General features: G+C 35.2%; 25 protein-coding genes, 1 tRNA gene and 1 other RNA gene. 17 read left to right on the top strand and 10 right to left on the bottom strand.

The window, feature by feature from the left end:
• Nucleotides 1-10: 10 nt before the first annotated feature.
• The 5 genes from D1J36_RS00845 to D1J36_RS00825 all read left to right on the top strand — a co-directional run bounded on the left by D1J36_RS00845 (nucleotide 11) and on the right by D1J36_RS00825 (nucleotide 3714).
• Nucleotides 11-406: an HU family DNA-binding protein gene (locus D1J36_RS00845; protein ID WP_154137062.1), complete on the top strand. Its 396-nt coding sequence runs from the start codon at nucleotides 11-13 to the stop codon at nucleotides 404-406.
• A gap of 201 nt (nucleotides 407-607) precedes the next feature.
• Complete coding sequence (locus D1J36_RS00840) at nucleotides 608-1999, top strand: decarboxylase (protein WP_004919458.1); 1392 nt, start codon at nucleotides 608-610, stop codon at nucleotides 1997-1999.
• A gap of 26 nt (nucleotides 2000-2025) precedes the next feature.
• Nucleotides 2026-2883, top strand: a complete 858-nt coding sequence (gene speB, locus D1J36_RS00835; RefSeq protein WP_013447170.1) for an agmatinase — start codon at nucleotides 2026-2028, stop codon at nucleotides 2881-2883.
• Between the two features lie 103 nt (nucleotides 2884-2986).
• Complete coding sequence (locus D1J36_RS00830) at nucleotides 2987-3355, top strand: DUF1304 domain-containing protein (protein WP_154137061.1); 369 nt, start codon at nucleotides 2987-2989, stop codon at nucleotides 3353-3355.
• 5 nt (nucleotides 3356-3360) lie between these two features.
• Nucleotides 3361-3714 carry an MmcQ/YjbR family DNA-binding protein gene (locus D1J36_RS00825; protein WP_154137060.1) on the top strand — a complete coding sequence of 118 codons (354 nt, stop codon included), beginning with the start codon at nucleotides 3361-3363 and terminating at the stop codon, nucleotides 3712-3714.
• Between the two features lie 3 nt (nucleotides 3715-3717).
• On the opposite strand, the gene D1J36_RS00820 is transcribed toward D1J36_RS00825, so the two are convergent.
• Nucleotides 3718-4638: a bifunctional riboflavin kinase/FAD synthetase gene (locus tag D1J36_RS00820; protein WP_154137059.1), complete on the bottom strand. Its 921-nt coding sequence runs from the start codon at nucleotides 4636-4638 to the stop codon at nucleotides 3718-3720.
• 141 nt (nucleotides 4639-4779) lie between these two features.
• Between D1J36_RS00820 and atpD the strand changes: the two genes are divergently transcribed.
• Both atpD and D1J36_RS00810 read left to right on the top strand, forming a co-directional pair.
• Nucleotides 4780-6288, top strand: coding sequence for a F0F1 ATP synthase subunit beta (gene atpD / locus D1J36_RS00815; RefSeq protein WP_004919449.1), 1509 nt, complete (start codon nucleotides 4780-4782; stop codon nucleotides 6286-6288).
• Between the two features lie 73 nt (nucleotides 6289-6361).
• Nucleotides 6362-6643, top strand: a complete 282-nt coding sequence (locus D1J36_RS00810; protein ID WP_154137058.1) for a FoF1 ATP synthase subunit delta/epsilon — start codon at nucleotides 6362-6364, stop codon at nucleotides 6641-6643.
• A 95-nt stretch (nucleotides 6644-6738) separates the two neighbouring features.
• On the opposite strand, the gene D1J36_RS00805 is transcribed toward D1J36_RS00810, so the two are convergent.
• Together D1J36_RS00805 and D1J36_RS00800 are read right to left on the bottom strand one after the other, a co-directional pair.
• Nucleotides 6739-7158, bottom strand: a complete 420-nt coding sequence (locus tag D1J36_RS00805) for a nucleoside-diphosphate kinase (protein ID WP_154137057.1) — start codon at nucleotides 7156-7158, stop codon at nucleotides 6739-6741.
• A gap of 260 nt (nucleotides 7159-7418) precedes the next feature.
• The gene (locus tag D1J36_RS00800; RefSeq protein WP_154137056.1) at nucleotides 7419-8492 is read right to left on the bottom strand and encodes a branched-chain amino acid aminotransferase; all 1074 of its coding nucleotides are present in this window, start codon (nucleotides 8490-8492) and stop codon (nucleotides 7419-7421) included.
• 84 nt (nucleotides 8493-8576) lie between these two features.
• On the opposite strand from D1J36_RS00800, the gene mnmD reads away from it, so the two are divergent.
• Entirely contained in the window at nucleotides 8577-9251 is a 675-nt protein-coding gene (gene mnmD / locus D1J36_RS00795) for a tRNA (5-methylaminomethyl-2-thiouridine)(34)-methyltransferase MnmD (protein WP_154137055.1), read from the top strand.
• 62 nt (nucleotides 9252-9313) lie between these two features.
• Nucleotides 9314-9411, top strand: an RNA gene (ffs, locus tag D1J36_RS00790) — signal recognition particle sRNA small type.
• Between the two features lie 15 nt (nucleotides 9412-9426).
• On the opposite strand, the gene D1J36_RS00785 is transcribed toward ffs, so the two are convergent.
• The 5 genes from D1J36_RS00785 to D1J36_RS00765 all read right to left on the bottom strand — a co-directional run bounded on the left by D1J36_RS00785 (nucleotide 9427) and on the right by D1J36_RS00765 (nucleotide 12756).
• Nucleotides 9427-10068: a uracil-DNA glycosylase gene (locus D1J36_RS00785; RefSeq protein ID WP_154137054.1), complete on the bottom strand. Its 642-nt coding sequence runs from the start codon at nucleotides 10066-10068 to the stop codon at nucleotides 9427-9429.
• Between the two features lie 11 nt (nucleotides 10069-10079).
• A complete protein-coding gene (locus tag D1J36_RS00780; protein ID WP_154137053.1) occupies nucleotides 10080-10565 on the bottom strand; it encodes a TrmH family RNA methyltransferase in 486 nt (161 codons plus the stop codon).
• Nucleotides 10566-10580: 15 nt separating this feature from the next.
• The gene (locus tag D1J36_RS00775; RefSeq protein ID WP_154137052.1) at nucleotides 10581-11918 is read right to left on the bottom strand and encodes a UDP-N-acetylmuramate--L-alanine ligase; all 1338 of its coding nucleotides are present in this window, start codon (nucleotides 11916-11918) and stop codon (nucleotides 10581-10583) included.
• A gap of 120 nt (nucleotides 11919-12038) precedes the next feature.
• Nucleotides 12039-12566 carry a DUF4136 domain-containing protein gene (locus tag D1J36_RS00770; protein WP_154137051.1) on the bottom strand — a complete coding sequence of 176 codons (528 nt, stop codon included), beginning with the start codon at nucleotides 12564-12566 and terminating at the stop codon, nucleotides 12039-12041.
• A 4-nt stretch (nucleotides 12567-12570) separates the two neighbouring features.
• Complete coding sequence (locus D1J36_RS00765; protein WP_154137050.1) at nucleotides 12571-12756, bottom strand: DUF5522 domain-containing protein; 186 nt, start codon at nucleotides 12754-12756, stop codon at nucleotides 12571-12573.
• Between the two features lie 40 nt (nucleotides 12757-12796).
• Here D1J36_RS00765 and D1J36_RS00760 point away from each other — a divergent pair, with 40 nt between their 5' ends.
• From D1J36_RS00760 to D1J36_RS00740, 5 genes are all read left to right on the top strand, one after another.
• The gene (locus D1J36_RS00760) at nucleotides 12797-13123 is read left to right on the top strand and encodes a hypothetical protein (RefSeq protein WP_004919423.1); all 327 of its coding nucleotides are present in this window, start codon (nucleotides 12797-12799) and stop codon (nucleotides 13121-13123) included.
• Complete coding sequence (locus D1J36_RS00755) at nucleotides 13123-14037, top strand: 1-aminocyclopropane-1-carboxylate deaminase/D-cysteine desulfhydrase (RefSeq protein ID WP_154137049.1); 915 nt, start codon at nucleotides 13123-13125, stop codon at nucleotides 14035-14037. The genes D1J36_RS00760 and D1J36_RS00755 overlap by 1 nt, the downstream gene beginning before the upstream one ends.
• Nucleotides 14038-14147: 110 nt before the next feature.
• Entirely contained in the window at nucleotides 14148-15206 is a 1059-nt protein-coding gene (locus tag D1J36_RS00750; protein WP_154137048.1) for a glucosaminidase domain-containing protein, read from the top strand.
• Nucleotides 15207-15236: 30 nt separating this feature from the next.
• On the top strand, nucleotides 15237-16517 hold the full coding sequence (gene hemL, locus D1J36_RS00745) for a glutamate-1-semialdehyde 2,1-aminomutase (RefSeq protein WP_064970585.1): 1281 nt from the start codon (nucleotides 15237-15239) through the stop codon (nucleotides 16515-16517).
• A gap of 110 nt (nucleotides 16518-16627) precedes the next feature.
• Nucleotides 16628-18760 carry a S9 family peptidase gene (locus D1J36_RS00740; protein WP_154137047.1) on the top strand — a complete coding sequence of 711 codons (2133 nt, stop codon included), beginning with the start codon at nucleotides 16628-16630 and terminating at the stop codon, nucleotides 18758-18760.
• A 103-nt stretch (nucleotides 18761-18863) separates the two neighbouring features.
• Here the strand turns inward: D1J36_RS00740 and D1J36_RS00735 are convergent.
• Nucleotides 18864-18945 (bottom strand) — tRNA-Leu (locus tag D1J36_RS00735).
• Between the two features lie 66 nt (nucleotides 18946-19011).
• Nucleotides 19012-19797 carry an MBL fold metallo-hydrolase gene (locus tag D1J36_RS00730; RefSeq protein ID WP_154137046.1) on the bottom strand — a complete coding sequence of 262 codons (786 nt, stop codon included), beginning with the start codon at nucleotides 19795-19797 and terminating at the stop codon, nucleotides 19012-19014.
• 37 nt (nucleotides 19798-19834) lie between these two features.
• Here D1J36_RS00730 and D1J36_RS00725 point away from each other — a divergent pair, with 37 nt between their 5' ends.
• From D1J36_RS00725 to D1J36_RS00715, 3 genes are all read left to right on the top strand, one after another.
• On the top strand, nucleotides 19835-21268 hold the full coding sequence (locus D1J36_RS00725) for a TonB-dependent receptor (protein ID WP_154137045.1): 1434 nt from the start codon (nucleotides 19835-19837) through the stop codon (nucleotides 21266-21268).
• A gap of 12 nt (nucleotides 21269-21280) precedes the next feature.
• Nucleotides 21281-21730, top strand: coding sequence for a GAF domain-containing protein (locus D1J36_RS00720; protein ID WP_154137044.1), 450 nt, complete (start codon nucleotides 21281-21283; stop codon nucleotides 21728-21730).
• A gap of 102 nt (nucleotides 21731-21832) precedes the next feature.
• Entirely contained in the window at nucleotides 21833-23254 is a 1422-nt protein-coding gene (locus D1J36_RS00715; RefSeq protein ID WP_154137043.1) for a chloride channel protein, read from the top strand.
• Nucleotides 23255-23299: the final 45 nt, after the last annotated feature.

The raw sequence follows: 23299 nt of genomic DNA, 5'->3' as shown, positions 1-23299 counted from the left end.
ATAAAGTATTATGCCAGTAAAATTCACAGTGATACAAAAAGGCAATCCTAGTAAGCCCGAAGAACCTAAGAAGTATTATGCTTCGGCTAAAGCTAGTGGAGAGGTTACTTTCCGAAATTTAAGTAAAGAGATTGCACAGGGTAGTACCACCGTAAGTGATACCGATGTGCTTGCAGTACTTAACGACCTCACTAAGGTATTATCTAAACATCTGTCAGATGGTAAAATTGTTCGTTTTGGAGATTTTGGCTCGTTCCAAATTTCTATTTCTTCTGAGGGAGCAGAAACCGAAGATAAGGTAACTGCAGCTAAGATAAAGAGCAATAAAATCCTCTTTCGCCCAGGTATAGAGCTTAGAGAAATGCTGGCGGTAGTCAAATATGAGAAGGCAGCCAAGGGAGAGTAAATTCGTCTAAACGAATGGAGCAAATCGTCTAAAGGTTTTTATAAAATCGTTTAGACGATTTTTTTATAAGGTCTATATCGTTTTTTAGAGCGGGACTGCATTGCTTTTTGGGGAAACTTTTTTACAATAGGTGCTTTTATATCCATTCTTTTTTTGCATTTTTGCACTTAGTTTTAGTAAAATCCAAGACTTAATAATAGAATGAAAATTAAATATTCGGAACTAATAGACCAAACGCTTTATTTTCCACAAGAAGAGTTTAGTTATGAGAATGAAAGTCTTCATTTTCATGGGATTAACCTAATGGAAGTGGTAGAGAAGTTTGGGACACCTCTAAAGATAAGTTATTTACCAAAGATTTCGCAAAATATCCAAAGGGCAAAAAAATGGTTTTCGGAAGCCATTGCTAAAAACGAGTATCGCAATACATACCGCTACTGTTACTGTACCAAGTCTAGTCATTTTTCTTTTGTGCTAGAGGAAGCTCTTAAAAACGATATTAGTATGGAGACTTCGTCTGCGTTTGATATGGATATTGTACGAAAACTCTACGATAAAGGCAAAGTAACCAAAGATATAGAAGTAATTTGTAATGGTTTTAAAACCGATGATTATTTGGAAAAAATATCAGATTTAATCAATGAAGGTTTTGAGAACATTACACCTATCCTAGATAATTACAGAGAGCTGGATAAACTTACAGAAAGTATAGATACTACCTTTAATATTGGGATTAGAATTGCTTCCGAAGAAGAACCAAAGTTTGAATTTTATACCTCTAGGTTAGGGATAGGTTATAAGGATATTATCCCATATTACAGTCAGAAAATAGCGGAGCACCCTAATGCAAGGCTGAAAATGTTGCACTTTTTCATCAATACGGGGATTAAAGACACCGCTTATTATTGGAACGAACTCTTTAAGTGCTTACGAGTGTATGCAAGGCTTAAGAAAATTGCACCAGAGGTAGATTCGCTTAACATAGGTGGTGGGTTTCCTATTAAAACCTCGCTCAACTTCGATTACGATTATGAGTATATGGTGAATGAGATTGTTTCTCAAATTAAAAAATTCTGTGAAGAGGAAGGGGTAGAAGAGCCTAATATCTATACCGAATTTGGGTCTTTTACCGTGGGCGAGAGTGGTGCTAACCTGTACCAAATTATTAGTCAGAAAAGGCAAAACGACCGTGAGAAATGGGATATGATAGACAGTAGTTTTATGACGACTTTGCCAGATACTTGGGCTATTTCTAGACACTTTATTATGCTGCCACTCAACCGTTGGGAAGATAGTTATGAGAGGGTATTTTTAGGAGGTCTTACTTGTGATTCTGATGACTACTACAACTCCGAACAGCATACTAATGCCATCTATCTCCCTGTATTCAGCGATACTAAGCCTCTTTATATAGGGTTCTTTAATACGGGGGCTTATCAGGAGAGTATTAGTGGCTACGGAGGGGCACACCACTGTTTAATTCCTCAACCAAGACACATTTTAATTACTAAAGACGAAGAAGGAAACTTTGTTTACGAGCTATTTAGAGAAAAACAAAGTCCAGAAGATGTACTTAAGCTGGTAGGCTATTAAGAAATAATAACACAAAATTATATTAAATGAAAACATACGCAGGTATTCCAGAGGAAAATGCAAGTTTAGAAAACTCAAAAGTAATGTTAGTTACAGTTCCTTATGATGGGACATCTACTTGGGGTAAAGGAGCCGATAAAGGTCCAGAACTATTTTTAGATGCTTCCGAAAATATGGAGCTTTACGATATTGAGACAGGTACGGAGCCTTATTTAGAAGGCGTATATTTAGCAGGTGAGGTAACGGAAGATAGCTCTCCAGAAGCTATGACGGAAGCGGTGTACCAAAAAACAAAAGAACTCCTAAAACACGAAGATAAATTATTCACCCTCTTTGGTGGGGAGCATTCGGTATCTATTGGCTCTATCCGTGCGGTAGGAGAGAAGTATGAGAATCTTACGGTATTACAATTAGACGCTCATACAGACCTTCGCCCAGAGTTTCATGGGTCTACATCTAACCACGCTTGTGCCGTGTTTGAAGCTAGTCAGAAGCATAATCTAGTGCAAGTGGGTATCCGCTCTATGGACGCAGAAGAGATGCAATATGTACCAAAAGGACAGTGTTTTTGGGCTCACGAGATTGCTCAAAATCCTAATTGGATAGATGAGGTATTAGAAAAGGTATCAGGAAATGTTTACATCACGATAGATTTAGATGCGTTTGACCCTTCTATTGCTCCATCTACAGGGACGCCAGAACCGGGAGGCTTGGCTTGGTATCCTACTTTAGAGCTTCTAAAAAAGGTGTTTGAAAAATGCAATGTAGTGGCCTTTGATATTGTAGAACTAATGGACTCTCCAATGGCGAAACCTACGGCATTTTTAGCGGCAAAGCTATACTATAAGATGTTGGCTTATTATCACTTAGCTAATAAGAAATAATAATATATCCATATCTTAATCTAATAATAAAGAGGTTGTCTTTTGAATTTAAGATGACCTCTTTGTTTTATCAAATTTAAGCTCAATAAATAAAAGGTTAAATATGAAAATAATAGGAGAAATTTTAACGGTTTTAGTAGCGGTAGAGCATCTTTATATTTTGTGGATGGAAATGTTTGCATGGGAAACAGCAGGGAAAAGAGTTTTTGGTAAAAGCCTACCGAAAGAATTATTTAGACCTACTAAGGGGTTGGCTGCTAATCAAGGTTTGTATAATGGGTTTTTAGTCGCAGGTTTGGTGTGGTCTTTTTTGATAGAAAACCCAGAATGGAGTTTTAATGTAAGGGCTTTCTTTCTTGGTTGTGTTATTGTAGCGGGGATTTACGGAGGGCTTACGGCTAGTAAGAAAATCATTCTGTTGCAAGCCGTACCTGCAATGTTGGCGTTGTTATTTTGTCTGTTGACTAGATAAAAATTATGGATATAGAAGCTATAAGAGCTTATTGTTTAGAGAAGAAAGGTGTTACCGAAAGTTTTCCTTTTAATGACGAAACTTTGGTGTTTAAGGTTTCAGGTAAAGTCTTTTTGTTGCTTTCTTTAGATAGAATTCCATTGGCATTTAATGTAAAGACTAATCCCGAATGGAGCGAAGTGTTGAGAGAAAAATATCCTCAAATATACGGAGCCTACCATATGAACAAAAAACATTGGAACACCGTGGTGGTAGAAGGTTTACCAAAATCATTATTATTGGAGTTGTTAGACCACTCTTACGACTTGGTTTTTAGCAAACTCACCAAAAAACAAAAAGAAGAAATATTGAGTTTATAGCTTTTAGAACTCAAAACTTTCGGTTAGGGCTTTATCTTCGTCAAGTTTTTTGATAAGAGCTTCTAGTCCGTCAAACTTAATTTCTTCGTGTAGAAAATCTCTAAATTTTATGGTAATGTTTTGGTCGTAAATATCTTTATTAAAGTCTAAAATATACACTTCAATAGATAATTCCGTGCCTGATACTGTGGGATTAGTACCTATGCTTAGCATTCCTTTATAGAATAGATTGTTTATCCAAACTTCTACAATATAAGCTCCTTTTTTGGGTAATAATTTAATATCGTCAATACTGATATTAGCGGTAGGATAGCCAATGGTTCTTCCTATTTTTTTACCGTGTATCACCTTGCCACTTAGTGGGTAATGGTAACCAAGCATATCATTAGCACTTTTAAAATCACCACTGGCAATTGCATTTCTAATTTTAGTAGAGCTGATGTTTTGGTTTTCTAGCTGTATGGCATCTAATTGCTGAACTTCAAAATCAAACTCGGTTGCCATTTTTTGGAGCAGATTGAAATCTCCTTTTTTATCCTTTCCAAAACGATGGTCGTAACCTATAATAAGATACTTTATATTCAGTTTATCTACTAATATTTTCTTTACAAAATCATCTGCGGAGAGGTTTCTGAAGTCTTCGTCAAAGTTTTGTAAAAAAAGGAAATCCACACCTAAATTTTCTATTAAAGAGGTCTTTTCGGTTAAAGTATTTAGGAGTTTTAAATTTTCATTAGGATTAAATATAGTTCTAGGATGTGGCCAAAAAGTCAGTAGTCCAGAACTGAGTTTTTTCTCGTCTGATATTTCCTTTAAATTCTTGATAATGCTTTGATGTCCAAGATGAACACCATCAAACATTCCTATTGAAAGTGCGAGAGGTAACGGATTTTTATATTCGGATATAGAATTGATAACTTTCATTAAAATAGGTTTGTTGGAATTATTTTAGAACAATAAAATCTTTCCAAATACTTGTTTTGCAAATATGATAAAAATCTTTTTTTTAAGCAATTGGAAATTTGTTAATAATCATTATATTTGCACACAAGAAAAAAATTAGCAATGGCAAACCAAATTAAAGGAAAAATTTCTCAGATTATTGGTCCAGTAATAGATGTCGTTTTTAGCGAAGTAGAAGAGCTTCCAAAGATCTATGATGCACTGGAAATTACTAAAAAAAATGGTGAAAAGCTTGTGCTTGAAGTAGAGCAACATATTGGTGAGGATACAGTAAGATGTATCGCTATGGACGCTACAGATGGTCTTCAAAGAGGGCAGGAAGTAGTAGGACAAGGTCGCCAAATTACAATGCCTATAGGTGATGAAGTTAACGGAAGACTATTTAATGTAGTGGGTGATGCTATCGATGGATTACAGGATTTATCTAAAGAAGGCGGTTTGCCAATCCACAGAGAAGCACCTAAGTTTGACCAACTTTCTACTTCAGCAGAGGTACTTTATACAGGTATTAAAGTAATTGACCTTATTGAGCCTTATGCAAAAGGAGGTAAAATTGGTTTATTTGGAGGTGCGGGAGTAGGTAAAACAGTACTTATTCAAGAGCTTATCAATAACATTGCAAAAGGACACGGTGGTCTATCTGTGTTTGCAGGAGTAGGTGAAAGAACCCGTGAGGGTAACGACCTTCTTAGAGAGATGTTAGAGTCTGGTATTATTAAATACGGAGATGACTTTATGCACTCTATGGAAGAAGGAGGTTGGGATCTTTCTAAAGTAGATACCGAACTAATGAAGGAGTCTAAAGCTGCTTTCGTTTTTGGACAGATGAATGAGCCACCAGGTGCGAGAGCAAGAGTAGCACTTTCTGGTCTTACTTTAGCAGAGTACTACCGTGACGGTGGAGAAACAGGACAAGGTAGAGATGTACTTTTCTTCGTGGATAACATTTTCCGTTTTACGCAGGCTGGTTCAGAGGTGTCTGCACTTCTTGGGCGTATGCCTTCTGCGGTAGGTTATCAACCAACACTAGCATCTGAGATGGGTGCAATGCAGGAGAGAATTACTTCTACTAAAAATGGATCTATTACTTCAGTACAGGCGGTATATGTTCCTGCGGACGACTTAACCGACCCAGCTCCAGCAACTACCTTTGCTCACTTAGATGCGACTACGGTACTTTCTAGAAAAATTGCTTCTTTAGGTATTTATCCAGCGGTAGATCCACTAGATTCAACTTCTAGAATATTAGCTCCAGAAATTATTGGAGAGGAGCATTACAACTGTGCTCAGAGAGTAAAAGAAATTTTACAAAGATATAAAGCACTACAAGATATCATTGCTATCCTTGGTATGGAAGAACTTTCTGAAGAGGATAAATTGGTGGTTTATCGTGCAAGAAAGGTACAGAGATTCTTATCTCAGCCATTCCATGTAGCGGAACAATTTACAGGTATTCCTGGAGCATTGGTAGATATTAAAGATACTATCAAAGGATTTAATATGATTATTGATGGTGAACTAGACCATTTACCAGAAGCAGCATTTAACCTTAAAGGTACTATAGAGGAAGCTATAGAGGCTGGAGAGAAAATGTTAGCAGAAAATAAATAATTCAGATTTTAAGTGTTGAGTTTTAGAGATTATTCTAGAACTCAACATTTAAAATTTTAAACTGTCATTTAAGATGAATATAAAAATATTAACACCAGAATATGTAGCTTTTGAGGGAGAGGTAGAGTCTGTGCTACTTCCAGGGAAGAACGGGGAGTTTCATATTATGAAAAATCACGCAGCTATTGTATCGTCTTTAGTTGGGGGAAAAGTAAAACTTTACCTTGATAAAGTATCGGCAGACTATGCGAAGTATTTTTCTAAAGAAGATGGTAAAGACTCTGTTTATTCGCTTCCGATAAAGAGTGGCGTTATAGAATTTAGTAACGATAAAGGGATTATCCTTTGCGAATAAGAAAGAAGAAGTTAGTTTGTTATTGATTTAATGATACAAAAAAGGCTATTTCAGAGATGAGATAGCCTTTTTTTATGATATTTGTTTTATTCTTCTTAGAAAATCTCTCTTCCAGAGAAATGGAATGCTGATTCTATTTTTGCATTTTCATCAGAGTCAGAACCGTGTACTGCATTTTCTCCTACACTTCTAGCGAACATCTTTCTTATAGTTCCTTCAGCCGCTTCAGCAGGGTTTGTAGCACCAATTAGTTTTCTGAAATCTTCAACTGCATTTTCTTTTTCTAAAACAGCTGCTACAATAGGTCCTGAAGACATAAACTCTACTAACTCTCCGTAGAAAGGTCTTTCAGCATGAACTTCATAAAACTTCTTAGCATCAGCTACTGTAAGTTGAGTAAGTTTCATTGCCTTAATTTTAAATCCTGCTTCAACTATTTTCCCTAGTATAGCTCCTATGTGTCCATCTGCTACTGCATCTGGTTTAATCATTGTAAAAGTAATGTTTCCTGACATTTTATTTTAATTTTAACCGTACAAAAATACGAACTTATTTCTAGTTTTAAAACTTTTTTTGGCACAGCTTTTGATATAATGATAACGATTCTCATGTTTAATTTGAGTTTTCATGGTTATTAGTTTTTACCCTGATGCTTTTTAAAGTGTCAGGGTTTTTTATTTCAATTTAAAGAGATGAGCTTGAGATTTTTTTAGTTATCATAAAAAAAGAGAAGACTACTCGTCTTCCCTTTCTTATAACTTATATTTAGATGTTATTATAAAGTATCTACAAATCCTTTCTCTACTTTATATCTCCATCCAAATGGGTCTTCGCTTGTATTGGTTTGAATGCTTACTAACTGGTTCTTAAGTTTTATTGCAAAACTTTCTTCTTCGCTTAGTTGAGGTAGAACCATTTTGTCATCTTTATACCCTAACGCTTGGAATACACTTAAAACTACTGCCGTCCCAACACCCCAAACTTCTTTTAAGGTACCTTCTTTGTGTGCTTCAATTACTTTCTTTACGCTAACGGGTTCTACTTTTACCTCTATATTATTGTGTTTGGCTAGTTGTATAAAGCTATCTCTAGTTACACCGTCTAATATTTTATCAGATGTAGGAGGTGTGTAAATAGTATCTCCTATTCTTACAAATACATTCATAGTGCCACTTTCTTCAAAATACTCGTGAGAAGCGTCGTCTGTCCAAATAATCTGCTCATAACCTTCCTCATTAGCTAATTTAGTTGGATAGAAAGAAGCGGCGTAGTTTCCAGCGGCTTTAGCTGAACCAACCCCACCACTGGCGGCACGAGAGTAATAGTCTGCTATTTTTACAGAAACAGGCTCTGTATAATAAGATTTTGCTGGTGCTGCTACTATAGCAAACATATATTTGTCGGCTATTCTTGCTTTAAGAGCTTCTTCTGTAGCAAATAATAAAGGACGAATATATAAAGAGGAATTTTCTCCGTAAGGAATCCAATCTCTATCAATATCCATGAGTGCTTTTAATCCATTCATGAAAACTTCTTCAGGAAGTTCAGGTATTGCTAGTCTTTTTGCAGATTTGTTAATTCTTGCAAAGTTTTTTTCTGGACGGAATAAGTAAACCTCTCCATCTTTATCCTTATAAGCCTTCATACCTTCAAAACAAGCCTGTCCATAGTTAACCCCCATCATAGCAGGAGTAAATGGTAACGGTCCGTAAGGCATAAGTTTAGGTTCTCCCCACTTTCCGTTTTCATATTCACATATTACCATGTGGTCTATAAAGGTATTCCCGAAAGAAAAATTCTCAGGATTAAAACTACTGATTCTAGGATTTTCTGATTTTTGAATTATCATTTTTGAAAAATTTACTCGTTGTTTACAAAGATAATATAATTTTTGGAATATTCAATTTTTGGTTTATTTTTGAAAAAAAATAGAATGAAAAGAGAGGTTAAATTAACAGCTGATGGTTCTAAAACATTGTTTATAAATGACTTAAATGAAGGGTATCATTCTCATCATGGAGCTCTCCAAGAAGCAAGGCATGTATTTATTAAAAATGGTTTAGATAGAGTTAATGATTTGGAAATAAATATATTAGAGCTTGGTTTTGGGACGGGACTGAATGCTTTAGTAAGTATGGAAAAAATAGGGGCTTCTAATGATATAAAGAAAATAAATTATTTTACTCTAGAGAAGTATCCTGTGAGTTTAAAAGAAATTAAGGAACTATCTTTTCATAACTTATTTAATCTTCCTGATATAGATGTTATCAACACAACTTTACACGAATGTGAATGGGAGCAACCTTGCGAGATATTGCCTAATTTTAATATCACAAAAATTAATACAGATTTTTATGAATTAAAAAACATTGAGTTGCCAAAGATAGATTTGGTATACTTTGATTGTTTTGGAGCTAGAGTTCAGCCGGATTTGTGGGAGTTGCCTCTTATGGAAATGGTGGCGGACAAGATGAAAGCAGGTGGTTTGTTAACTACGTACTCTTCTAAAGGTAGTTTTCAAAGAGTGTTAAAATCGCTTAATTTTAAAGTGGAAAAATTAGAAGGTCCTAAAGGGAAAAGAGAAATGATAAACGCATGGAAAATGTAGTTCTACTGAATCTATAAATTTTCTGATGTTTTGTATTTTCTGAAAAAGTTGTATATTTGCAACGGCAAGTCCTAAACAACCAGCTCCTGAAAATCCTCCAGGGTGGGAACGCAGCAAAGGTAATCGGTTGTAGCGGTGTGATTTAGGTAGCTTGCCATTTTTTTATTCAATCAAGTTACCATTTAATTTCCTCCTTATTTTTTGATAGAAGATAGTTGTTTATCTTAGAGAAAGGTCTACTACCTAAAAAGCCTCTGTGAGCGGATAGAGGAGAAGGGTGGGCTGTTTTTATAATGTAATGCTTGTGTGCGTCTATAAACTGAGCTTTTTTTTGTGCAAAAGAACCCCAAAGCACAAAAACAACATTTTCTTTCTTGTTTGATATTTCCTTAATGATAAAATCTGTAAAGGTTTCCCAGCCTAAATCTTTATGAGAATTAGCTTCGTGAGCTTTCACGGTAAGAGTAGCGTTCAGTAGAAGTACGCCTTGTTTTGCCCAAGAGTCTAGCTCGTTGCTGGTTTTAATTATACCTAAATCGTCTTGTAGCTCTTTGAAAATATTTCTTAGTGATGGTGGTGCGGGTACTTGGTCTGATACTGAAAAACATAATCCATTAGCTTGAAAATCATTATGATAAGGGTCTTGGCCTAAAATTACGACTTTCACTTCTTCAAAAGGAGTAAGCTCAATAGCTCTAAATATCTGTTTTTTAGAAGGAAAACATTTATGCTGTCCATACTCTTGTTTTACCTTTTGCCATAAATTTTTAAAATAAGGAGAATTTTTTATAGGTGCTAAAACTTCTGTCCAAGTCATATTTTATGTTTTTAGGATACTATTTTCGAAAGTAAAATACCAGTAGCAATAGCTACATTTAGAGAAGTGTTTTTTCCATACATATTGATGTGTAGATGGTCGGTACACTTTTCTAGAGCTTTTTCGGAAACCCCATTTTTTTCGTTACCGCATACGATGGCACAAGGGAAATGGTATTCAAAAGTTGCATAATCTACACTTTTACTTGTTTTTTCTAGTGCGTAAAAATGGATACTCTTTTCAAAATGATTAAGAGCTTCTTCCCAACTGTTTACAAAGATGATATTGAGATTATTTTCTGTACTTCTTGTGGTTCGTTTTATTCTAGGGGAAAGTTGGTGGAAGTTATCAGAAAGTATCACAACTTTTTGCACTCCCATAGCTTCAGCCGTTCTAAGGATAAGCCCTACATTTTCTGGAGATTGTAGGTGCTCCAAGATAAGGCTTATCTCTTTGTGGTGTTTTAGGTTGATGACTTCGTGGTGTTCTAACTGCATAAAACGTCGAGGGTATTATTGGGTTAAATCTAAACCTCCAAAATTACCGCTACTCATCATTAGAAATGCCCCTTGGGTTTTATCTAAACTTTGCCAATATTCGTGCAATTCTTCCACACGGGTAAAGACTTTTAGATTAGGATTTTTAAATTTCTTCTTGATAAGTTCTGGAGAAATAGTATCCATTCTTTTTATTTTTAGAGCTTCCTCCGAGTAGAAAACTACCGCTTGGTCTAATAAATCTAAACTGTGAGCATATTGTTCTAAAAACTCTGGATTTAGAGAAGAGTAAGTGTGAAGTTCTAAGAAACCATATTTAGTGGTGTTAGAAAATTGCTCCGAAAACGCTTTTGTGGTCGCTTTTACCTTGCTAGGAGCGTGGGCAAAATCTTTGTAAAGAATGCCATTATCGTTTCTTTCAACTTTTTCTAATCTTTTAGATGCACCTTTAAAACTCATAATAGCTTCATAAAAATCTTCTTCCATAATACCTAGCTGTTGGCAAATATGCCTAGCACCTTCCATATTCAGTAAATTATGAGCACCAAAAACAGACAACGGAATTTCTCCCATTTCGGTTTCTAGATAAACTTTTTGGTCTGTAATTTTATATTTTGGAGTTTTGTAAGGGATTTTTCTGAAGTAATTTTCGGCAGCTTCTACTACTTTTACTACCTCTTCGTCTTCTTCATTGTACACCAATACGCCACCAGGAGTAATACTTGCTACAAATTTTCTAAATTGTTCTATGTAATCATCAAAAGTTTTAAATACATTGATGTGGTCCCACGCAATCCCAGAAATAAGAGCGATGTTAGGTTGGTACAAAAGAAACTTTGACCTTAAATCTATAGGTGAGGATAAATATTCATCTCCTTCCAGAATCATAAAGTCGTTAGTTTCTGTGGTTTTTACCATACAATCAAAGCCTTCTAGTTGTGCTCCCACCATATAATCTACCTCTTTTTGATGAAAATTGAGGACATGAAGAATCATAGAGGTAATGGTAGTTTTACCGTGTGAGCCACCAATTACAACACGAGTTTTATCTTTGCTTTGCTCGTACAAAAACTCTGGGTAAGAGAATATTTTAAGACCGAGTTCTTTGGCTTTGGCTAGCTCGGGATTATCAGCATGGGCGTGCATACCTAGTATTACAGCATCTATATCTGATGTTATTTTTTCTGGAAACCAACCAAGATTTTTAGGGAGCAACCCTTTTTTTTCTAATCTTGATTTTGAAGGTTCAAAAATGGCGTCGTCTGAACCTGTTACTACATAACCTTTATCTTTAAGAGCGATGGCGAGGTTGTGCATAGCACTTCCGCCTATAGCGATGAAATGTGTTCTCAATGTTAAAAAATTTATACTTACAAAAGTAAGAATTTTATATTGTTTTTTTAGAACTATTTTGAATTAGACTTGGCCTCTCTAAAAAAAGAGGCTACCTTAAAAAGATAGCCTTATGAATTATTATTTTTTCTGGGGAGGATAGTTCTTTAAAATTCCTTCTACAATTTGAGGTATCTGTTTTTGCTTAGACTTAGGAGCATCTACATTGATGCCACTCCCGATGCCCTGCCAAACCAATTTGTTAGTCTTGGCGTCTATAATGTCTATTACTAAAGTACCTGTGTTGTAGTTAGAAACCCAAGTGCGGTTCATACCCCAACCCCAGCCCCAAGGACCTCCCCAGCCCCACATGCCATAAGGGTTGGTACTTTGTATATCTTCTACCTTTTTATGAGAAGCTTTTACATTGACTATTAAATCTGGGTTTTGGTTAGTACTAAGACCTTTAGCGTTGAATTGCTTTGCAATTTCATTAAGCACTCTGTCCTTGTCTAAATCATTTATTTTTAAGTCATCAGTTCGGAACATATAAGTTTTATACTGATTAAACTGAGCAGTTTCTGCATAGTCAGTTCTGATGTTAAAAGGACTACAAGAAGTGATGCTTAGTGTAGTAGCGGCTAGGATTAAAAAAACATATTTTTTCATTTTGCTATTGTTTTAAAGGTTTCTTACTCTTGATAAATGTGTCAGTTTTCTTGTCATATCCATATGGGCAATGTCTACAGCCACTTTTGCAACAGTAACCTCTTTTAAGATGGTATTTTTCCGTAAACACCTTATAACCTTGTTCGTTATAATAGAAATCTTCATTTTCATTACTGTTGTGTGATGACATAAGTTAGAATTTATATCTTTGCTATACTAATTTTATCCTAATGATAATAGTGTGCCAAAAATTGCTTAAAAATACAAAAATTACAGGAATTGCTATTTTTCCATTCATTTTTTTACGCAAAAGGGCAGATAAAACTAACAAAAAGTTGGTTAATCACGAAAAAATACACTTAAGACAACAGCTGGAGTTAGGACTTGTTTTCTTCTATCTATGGTATGTGTTAGAGTTTTATTATAGATTGTATCAATACAAAAATCCTCATTTAGCCTACATCAATATTTGTTTTGAAAGAGAGGCTTATGCTAATGAATCTAATTTACATTATCTTAAAGAGAGGAGTTTTTGGGCATTTTTAAAATACAAATAATGAGCAAAGTTGAAATTCCGATAATAAAAATTCCTCATCCTAATAAACAAATTGAACTCTATATTAAGAGAGAGGATTTGGTGCACCGAGAAATATCAGGTAATAAATACTGGAAACTACTTTATAATATAGAGAATTACAGGAAAAAACAGGTCGAAAATCCACTGATTATTACTTTTGGCGGTGCTTTTTCTAACCATATTGCTGCAACGGCAGCCTTGGGAAGAGATTTAGAAGTTCCAACTTTAGGGATTATAAGAGGAGAGGAGCTGGTCTATAAGTGGGAAGAAAATCCTACATTAGTAAAGGCTAACGAAGACGGAATGGCTTTTGACTTTGTAACTAGAGAATCTTATAGAGATAAAAAACATATTACAAAAATCTATCAGGAGCTTTTTCCTAACGCACTTATCATTCCCGAGGGAGGCAGCAATGCTTTAGCGGTGGAGGGTGTTCAATTTATGTTGAATGAAAAGACAATAGAATTTGATTATTTATGCACGGCAGTAGGTACTGGTGGAACGATAGCAGGACTTTCTAAATTTGCTGAAAAATATCAGAAAGTTTTGGGTTTTAAGGCTGTAAAAGATGATTCTTTAGACGGTAAAATTTTAGAATGGAGCGGAAGAAATAATTTTCAATTGATGGAGACAGGTCAAGGAGGTTATGGTAAAATAACAGACGAAGTGGTGGCTTTTATCAATAAATTTTATCATAATTATAATATTTTGTTGGAACCTATCTATACAGGCAAGATGATGAAACGTTTATGGGAGCTGATAGATGAGGGCTTTTTTGCTTCTGGTAGTAAAATTTTAGCTTTTCATACAGGTGGTTTACAAGGGATAAAAGGAGCTAATGAATTCCTGAAAAACCAAGGCAGACCTACTATTGTTGAGGAAGATGTGGTATAGGTGAGATAGGCTTACATCTACAAATAAAAAGATTATTGTATCTTTGTTGAGTGGCAAGCTGGATTGGTTTGCTGCTTTATTTTTAATAAAAACATAATTTATAAGATATTATGAAAAAGTTTTTGATAGCTTCGACGGTTTTAGTTGTTTCTCAATTTAAGGCTCAGACGTGGGCAACAGATGACCAATATATCCAGCGTTTTGCAGGATATGCCGTAGAAGAAATGGAAAAATATAAAATCCCAGCAAGTATTACTTTAGCACAAGGGATATTGGAAACAGGAGGTGGGCAATCTCGTTTGGCGAAAGAAGGTAATAATCATTTTGGAATTAAATGTAAGGAAGATTGGACAGGCAAAACCATGAGGCATACTGATGATGCTCCTAACGAGTGTTTCCGTGTGTATAACGACCCAAAGGAATCTTATGAAGACCACTCTAAGTTTTTAGCTTATCGCAAATACTATACTAATCTATTTAAACTTGACCCAAAGGATTATAGAGCTTGGGCTCATGGGCTTAAAAAAGCAGGATATGCTACCAATCCTAGGTATGCTTATATTTTGATAGATAAGATAGAAAAGTATAAACTTTACGAGTTTGATAATATTTCGTCCAAAGAAGTTTCTTATACATTATTAAAACTTTATCCAGAGTTGAATGATGATAAGGAGTTTATGGCGAAAATAAACCCTCAAAAAGAGGTTAAAAAGAAGGAAAATGTAACAGTATATGTTCCTTATAGGCAAACTTCTTATGCAGAGCAACAAAAAACAGCAGAGCAATTAAGAAAGGAAAAGTTAGTATTGCTAGAAGGTATGGCAGTACAATCTCATCCTAACGAAGGGTTGAAATATGTAGTGATTCCTGCAGATACTGATGTGGCTTACATTGCCAAAAAAATTGATATGAGAGAAGGAAGATTGTTAAAATGGAATGATTTAAGCGGGAGTAAATTAAAAACAAATGATATCTTATTTTTGGAACCCAAATCTTCAACAGGAAGTGTAGAAACATACAAGGCTGAAAAGGGAGATACAATGCATAAAATTTCCCAAAAGTTTGGTGTTAAGTTAAGAAAACTTTACTCTAAAAACAGAATGGAGCAGGGAGAACAGCCTAAGGAAGGACAAATTATTTATTTGCAAAAGAAAGCTCCACGTAGATAATATTTAATAATTAGGAAAAATAAAATTAAAATGTTATATCAAAGAAGTAGTGCTTTATTTCAAGAGGCTAAAAACTATATTCCTGGCGGTGTAAACTCTCCCGTAAGGGCGTTTAAATCGGTGGGTGGGACTCCTGTATTTATGAAGTCGGCCAAAGGGGCTTATCTTACAGATGCAGACGATAAAACTTATATAGATTATATCAATTCGTGGGGACCAGCCATATTAGGGCATACTCACCCCGAAGTGCTGGAGGCTGTAAAGTTACAAGCTGAAAAAGGCTTCTCATTTGGAACACCTACCGAATTAGAAACCGAAATTGCTAAATTCATTACAGCGAATGTACCTAATATAGACCAAATAAGAATGGTGTCGTCTGGTACAGAGGCTTGTATGAGCGCTATTCGTTTGGCTAGAGGTTACACAGGGAGAGATAAAATTATTAAGTTCGAAGGTTGTTATCACGGACATTCAGACTCGTTTCTGATAAAGGCAGGAAGTGGTGCGGCAACTTTTGGAAACCCTAACTCTCCAGGAGTTACACAAGGTACGGCTAAAGACACCTTACTAGCAAGATATAACGATTGGGAACAAATCCAAGATTTATTTCGCCATAACGAAGGGCAAATTGCGGCGGTTATCATAGAGCCAGTGGCTGGTAATATGGGTTGTGTACTTCCTGAAAACAACTTTTTGCAAAATCTGAGAGAAATTTGCGACCGTAACGGAACTCTTTTAATTTTTGATGAAGTGATGACGGGCTTTCGTCTAGGATTTGGTGGAGCTCAAGAGGTCTATGGAGTGAGGGCGGACTTGGTAACTTATGGTAAAGTTATCGGTGGAGGTATGCCTGTGGGTGCCTTTGCTGGGCGTCGTGAAATTATGGAATGTCTAGCTCCTAAAGGTGCTGTTTATCAAGCAGGAACGCTTAGTGGTAATCCTATTGCGATGAGAGCGGGACTGACGACACTGCAACTTATTAAAAATGATGAAAACTTCTATCAAAACCTTGATAAGACCACAGAAAAATTAGATTTTGAAATTGCTAAAATCCTTAACGAAAAAGGGATTGAACACCGTATCAATAGAAAAGGCTCTATGATGTCTGTGTTTTTCCATACCAATAGAGTGGCTAACTTTGATGAGGCACAACAGGCCAATCATTCGTTATTTAATACCTTTTTCCATCACTTGTTAGAGAGAGGTGTTTATCTTCCACCTAGTGGGTACGAAACTTGGTTTATTTCCTCTGAAATAAAAGATAACGAGATAGATAAAACTTTAGAAGCAATAAGAAGTTTTCAGTACTAAATATCTAAAATCACTCCAGAACATTGGGGTGATTTTTTATTTTTGATGAAATGTTAAATAGAATAGTTAGTTTTTTTATCTTTGGGACGATTTGTAATAATTATTATGATATGAAAAAAATAGTGATACTAGCATTAGGTTTATTTTTGTCTGTTAATGCCTATAAAGGGCAAGAAATTACATTGGATAAAATCTACTCGGGCTATTATAGAGGTAAAGGTATAGCGGGGATTTCTCCTTTGAAAACAGATGACTATTACGCTGTAATAGAACCAGCAGGAATTGCAAAATATTCTTATAAAACTTTACAAAAAGAAGGTTATATAGTAGAAGGAAGATACGAAGATTATCGACTTTCTAACGATGGTCAAAAGATTTTGTTACAAAAAGCTAGTGAGCCTATTTACAGACATTCTTTTTTAGGGGTTTTTGAAATTAAAGACTTATCAAACGGGAAAATCATTTCTTTATTTGAAGGTAAACCTGTTCAGGAACCTACATTCTCGCCTAATGGTAGTAAAGTGGCTTTTATTTCAGAGAATAACTTGTATTACCAAGACTTAGCATCGGGGCAGGTGGTTCAAATTACAACGGACGGTAAGAAAAATGAAATTTTGAACGGATTGGCAGATTGGGTTTATGAAGAAGAATTTGGTCACGCCAAACAATATGTATGGAATAGTGGCGGTGATGCCATTGTTTTTATAAAGTCTGACGAAACATCTGTTCCTGAAATGAATATGCCTATCTACGGAAACAATCTATATCCACAAGATTTTAAATTCAAATATCCAAAAGCAGGCGAAAAAAACTCTGAAGTTAGTTTGCACTATTATCAGTTGGATACAAAAAAAATAGCTAAGGTAGATTTAAGTGCTTTTGAGAACTATTACATCCCGCAATTATTTGTGTCTAAGGCGTCTGATGAGGTTTTGGTGGCTACAGCTAACAGGCATCAGAACAAGTTAGATATACTAAAACTAAAAACTTCTAGCGGAAAAATAGAAAAACTATTTACGGAAACAGATAAGGCGTGGATAGAAACTGATAATTTGACTTTAGAATTTCTTTCTGATGGAGGTATGTTATGGGCTTCGGAGAGAGATGGTTACCGTCATTTGTATTGGTATGATGCTAAAGGTAAGTTGAAAAAACAAGTTACAAAAGGAAATTGGGAAATTACAGATTATTACGGTTTTGATGCTAAAAATCAAGAGGTTTTTGTGCAAACTACTCAGAATGGAAGTATCAACAAGGTGGTGTCTAAAATCAATATCAATACGGGTAAATCTCAAATTGTTTCGGATTTAGAAGGTAATAATACGGCTTCTTTTAGTCCTAATTTTAATTATTTTATCAATACAACCTCTTCGGCTAAAACACCACACAAATATGTGTTGAAAGATAGAAATGGAAAGAGTTTGAAAGAAATACAAAATAATGATGAGCTTTTAACTAAGTTGAAAACGGATAATTGGGTAGAAAAGGAGTTTTTTACTATACCTAATAATGCAGGAGATCAAATGAATGCGTGGATTATGAAACCTAAAAACTTTGACCCTAATAAAAAGTATCCTTTGTTTATGTTTCAGTATTCAGGACCAGGGTCTCAACAGGTAAGTAATTCTTGGGATTCTGGGAATGGCTTATGGTTTAATCACTTAGTTCAGAAAGGATATATTGTAGCCTGTGTAGATGGTAGAGGAACAGGATATAAAGGGACGAAGTACAAAAAATCAACCTATCTTAATTTGGGTAAATACGAAATAGAAGACCAAATAACCGCTGCAAAATGGTTTGGGAAACAGTCTTATATAGATGCGAATAGAATTGGAATTTTTGGTTGGAGTTTCGGAGGTTATATGGCGAGTTTAGCAATGACTAAAGGAGCTGAGGTCTTTAAAATGGGAATTGCAGTAGCACCAGTTACCAATTGGCGTTTTTATGATACGGTTTATACAGAAAGATTTTTGAGAACACCACAAGAAAATGCAAAAGGTTATGATGAAAACTCTCCTACAGAATATGCTCATTTATTAAAAGGTAAGTTCTTGATGATACACGGTACGGCAGATGATAATGTGCATTTTCAGAATGCAGCAGTATTTTCCGAGGCACTTATTCAGAATAAAAAGCAGTTTGAGTTTATGACTTACCCAGATAAAAATCATAGCATATACGGAGGGAATACTCGCTCTCAACTTTATGAAAAGATGACACAATTTATATTGAACAATCTTTAAAATGTTCAATAATAATAGCAAAATAGCTACTTTTTAAAGTAGCTATTTTTTGTTGTTTGGGAATAAAAAAAATGCTATTGATAAACTCAACAGCATTTTACTGTACCCAGAGCCGGGATCGAACCGGCACGCCTTTCGGCATTGGTGTTTGAGACCAACGCGTCTACCAATTCCGCCATCTGGGCATGGGTTGAATTAGAGACTGCAAATATAGACTTTTTTTAGATTATACAAAAATATTTTTTAGCATTTTACCAAAAAACCTCCAATCCATCATAAGCAGGTTTTATGTGAGGAGGTAATAGGCTTTCTATTTCATTGTGAAACCCTAATCTATGGCTAATATGGGTAAGGTAAGTAGTTTTGGGTTTCAATATTTCTACAAGTTCTAAAACTTGTGGAAGTATAAAATGGGAAGCATGTAGTTCTTCTGCTCTTAAGCAGTTGATGATTAAAATATCTAATTTTTTTAATTTCTCAAGCTGGTCTTCACTAATGGAACTCGCATCGGTAATATAGGCCAGATTTCCTATTTTATAACCAAGTATGGGGAGTTTTCCGTGGAGTACTTCTATGGGTTCTATTAAAGTTCCTAGTAGTTCAAATGGTTGGTTTGTAATTTTATATAAGTCAAAACTAGGTGCTCCAGGATATTTTTCCGTAGCGAAGGCGTAAGGAAACCTTTGTATGATTTCATTTGAAACTCTTTCTAAACAATAGATAGGTATGTTTTTATTAGTGTTGAAAATAATGGGACGAAGGTCGTCTAGTCCAATAATATGGTCATTATGCTCGTGCGTTACTAGGAGTGCATCTATGTGAGATTCTCCGAAGGAAAGCATTTGTTGTCTAAAGTCGGGTCCACAATCTATTAAGATTTTTTTATTACCATTAGTTGTAATTATGGCGGAAGATCTAAGTCTTTTATCTTTAGGGTTTTGAGAAAGACAAACAGGGTGCTTAGATCCTATAACAGGTATGCCTTGCGAAGTGCCTGTGCCTAAAAATTTTAGCTTCATTTTTGAGTTTAAAATCATTTTGGTAAATTTACAAAAAAATATAAATATTGCGAATATGTCGGGAATCAAAGCGGTTTTAACCCCTAAACAAAAAGCATTAGCTGTTAATTTAGACCCTTCAATATACGGGACATTTGCGGAAATTGGAGCGGGGCAGGAGACGGTACGTCATTTCTTTAGAGCAGGAGGAGCTTCCGGTACTATTGCTAAAGCGATGTCTGCTTATGATAAGGAATATAGTAATGCCATCTATGGGCAAGAGGTTAAAAATAGATTCGTTACTCAGAATAGATTAAAAAAAATGCTCAGACACGAGGTGAGCCTTATAGAGGAGCGATTAGATAATACCGAAACTCCAGATAGAAAGTTTTTTTCGTATGCTAATACCGTAACCACGATAAATTACCACAAGACCTTTAAAGGTCATGGTTGGGTAGGATTGATGTTCCAGCACGAGGCAGGAGTGGAGTACAGCGAAATTATTCTGCATATCAGATTTAAAGAAAATGATGCTACGCTTCAGCAGGAAACTTTAGGGAATCTAGGTGTTAATCTCATTTTTGGAGCTTTTAACTATGCTGATAATCCAAGACAGTTGATTAACAGCCTTTACGATGATATTTCTATTGATAAAATAGAAATTGATATGATTGATTTTCAGGGGCCTGCATTTGAATATGTTGATAACCGATTGATGAGCTTACAACTTGTCAAAAAAGGTATGACAGAAGCGGTGATATTTAATTCAGAAGGTAAAAATATGCTTCCTGCAGATATTCTTTACAAAAAAGATGTTTTTGCGGTTAGAGGTAGTTTTAGACCTGTAACATTGGTAAATATAGATATGTTTGAAAATGGGCTAAATCTATTTCTAAAGGATACTAAAGGAAAACCTGAAGATACCGTAATTATCTTTGAAATTACAACGGCTAATCTTAGAGCAACGGGTAAAATAGACGAGAGAGACTTTTTGGATAGGGTAGATGTGTTGGCAAAGTTGGGTTATACTGTAATGGTGTCTAACTTTTCTGAGTATTATCGTTTGGTAGAGTATTTTTACAGCTATAACATTCGCTATCTAGGGGTAGCGATGGGCGTTAATAATTTGTTGATGGTTTTTGATGAAGATTATTACAAAAACTTGCCAGGTGGAATATTGGAAGCGTTTGGTAAATTCTTTAGAAAAGATATGAAAGTTTATTTGTATCCATACAAAGATCCTGAATCTCATGAGGTATTAAATTCTGACAATTTGAAAGTTACCGAAAATCTTAAGGAACTGTATAAGTATTTTAAGCATAATAATAGAATCGTTGATATTGAGACTTATAATCCTAAATATTCCGAAATTTACTCTCGTGAGATTCTGGCTAAAATTGCAAATTGCGAAACGGGTTGGGAATGCCAACTTCCAGAAGGTGTAGCGGATATGATTAAAGACAGAGGAATGTTTGGTTACAAAGAAGCGATAGCCTTAAAGGGTTTTTAAAATAAACTAAATATGGAAAATTTAAAAATAAAGTTATCAGAAGTTATTTCTGATAGCCATCTTTCTAAGGAAGAAAAACTCAAAATAATCTGTGAAATTTTAGACCAAGAAAAAAGTTATTTTAATTGGACGGGATTTTATTTTAAAAATGGAAATAAAGAAGAACTCATATTAGGACCTTATGTAGGGGCGCCTACGGATCATACGGTTATTCCTTTCGGTAGGGGTATTTGTGGGCAAGTGGCTGTTTCTAACCAAACTTTTGAAGTGCCAGATGTTATGGCTGAAGATAATTATTTGTCGTGTTCCATAGATACGAAAGCAGAATTGGTAGTTCCTATCATAAAAAATGGAGAGAATATAGGTCAAATAGATATAGATTCTCACACAATAAATCCTTTTACGAAGGAAGATGTAGAGCTTTTGGAATGGCTTTGTAGTAAAGTAGCGACTGTATTGTAAAAGCATATAAGAGAATGAACTAGTTTTCTTATCTGTGATACCCAAGAAATTTTAACTTTGCACAATATCACTATATAAAGTCTGTTTTATATCCTCGTGATAATGAAATCTATATTTGAATACATTCGCAAGCGTCTTAAACATTCTTTTGATAATATTCAGAATGAACGTCTTAAGTATAATCTGTTACAAGCAATTCCCTTTTGGGTAGCCTCTTTGCTTACGGGAGGTTTGGCGGTAATGTATGCCAAATTGTTTGAGTGGAGTGAACATTTGTTGTTCTCTCTGTTAGCTTGGCAAGGTTGGCTCATATTTATATTTGCCCCGATTGGTTTTGTTCTTTCGTGGTGGTTGGTTCAGAGATACGCTCCGTATTCCAAAGGCAGTGGGATACCTCAAGTGATGGCTTCTGTATCACTAGCCACGCCGAGACAAAGACGAAAAATAAAGTATTTATTAAGCTATAAAATTATCATTATTAAAATATTATCAAGCATTATTTTAGTATTGGGAGGAGGAGCTATTGGAAGGGAAGGGCCTACGATACAGATAGCAGGCTCTGTGTTTAGGTTTATCAATCAAGTATTACCGAAATGGTGGCCTAAATTATCTATTAAAAATATGATAATGACGGGAGCAGCAGCGGGACTTTCGGCTGCATTTAATACTCCGTTAGGAGGAGTGGTTTTTGCGGTAGAAGAATTAGCCAAAACACACATCAATAACTTTAAAACGGCTCTTTTCACTGCGGTTATTGTTGCAGGCCTGACGGCTCAAACTTTGGCAGGTTCTTACCTTTATTTAGGGTATCCTAAGACGAGTGGGGTAGGTCTAGAGATTATACTTCCTGTAATTTTGGTTTCTTTTATTTGTGGAATTTTAAGTAGTAAATTTTCCCGTTTTATGTTGGCATTGAGTAAGTTTAGAGCTAAATTCAAAAATACTAGGCAACAGTTGGTGTTTTTAGTTTTAAGTGCTTTATTGATAGCCTTTTGTGCTTACTTTATAAATAGAGAAATCTTGGGTTCTGGGAAGGGTATTATAGAACGATTGCTTTTCAGCAATGATAAAACAGAACTGTGGTATATCCCTTTATTTAGAATGTTAGGTCCAGCCATTGCATTTACTAGTGGTGGTGCAGGTGGAATATTTGCTCCAGCTCTTAGTGCGGGAGCGAGTTGTGGTGCATTTCTCTCTTCATTTTTAAATTTAACAGCTAATGAAACTAATGTAATTATTTTGGCAGGAATGGTTTCATTTCTTACAGGCATTACGAGAGCTCCGTTTACTTCTGCAATATTGGTGTTGGAAATGACGGATAGGCATTCGCTCATTTTTTATCTAATGCTTTCGGGAATGATTTCCTCAATATCGGCTTTGCTCGTGAGTAGAAATTCCCTTTATGACGAGCTTAAAGAGAATTACTTAGACGAATTAGAAAATAAATTTGGAACCCCTGTTTCTAATCAAAAACAAAAAATCCAAATGTCTGATTTAGGTAAAAAGAATACTTTATCAGATTGAACGATATAGTGTTTGTGTATGTGAAAAAAAAATATTAGTTTTGCA

The organism is Riemerella anatipestifer, from assembly GCF_009670965.2.
GTDB classification, from domain to species: domain Bacteria; phylum Bacteroidota; class Bacteroidia; order Flavobacteriales; family Weeksellaceae; genus Riemerella; species Riemerella anatipestifer_B.
The sequence above is the reverse complement of the archived record's forward strand: the minus strand, read 5'-3'. Positions and strand labels throughout refer to the sequence as shown.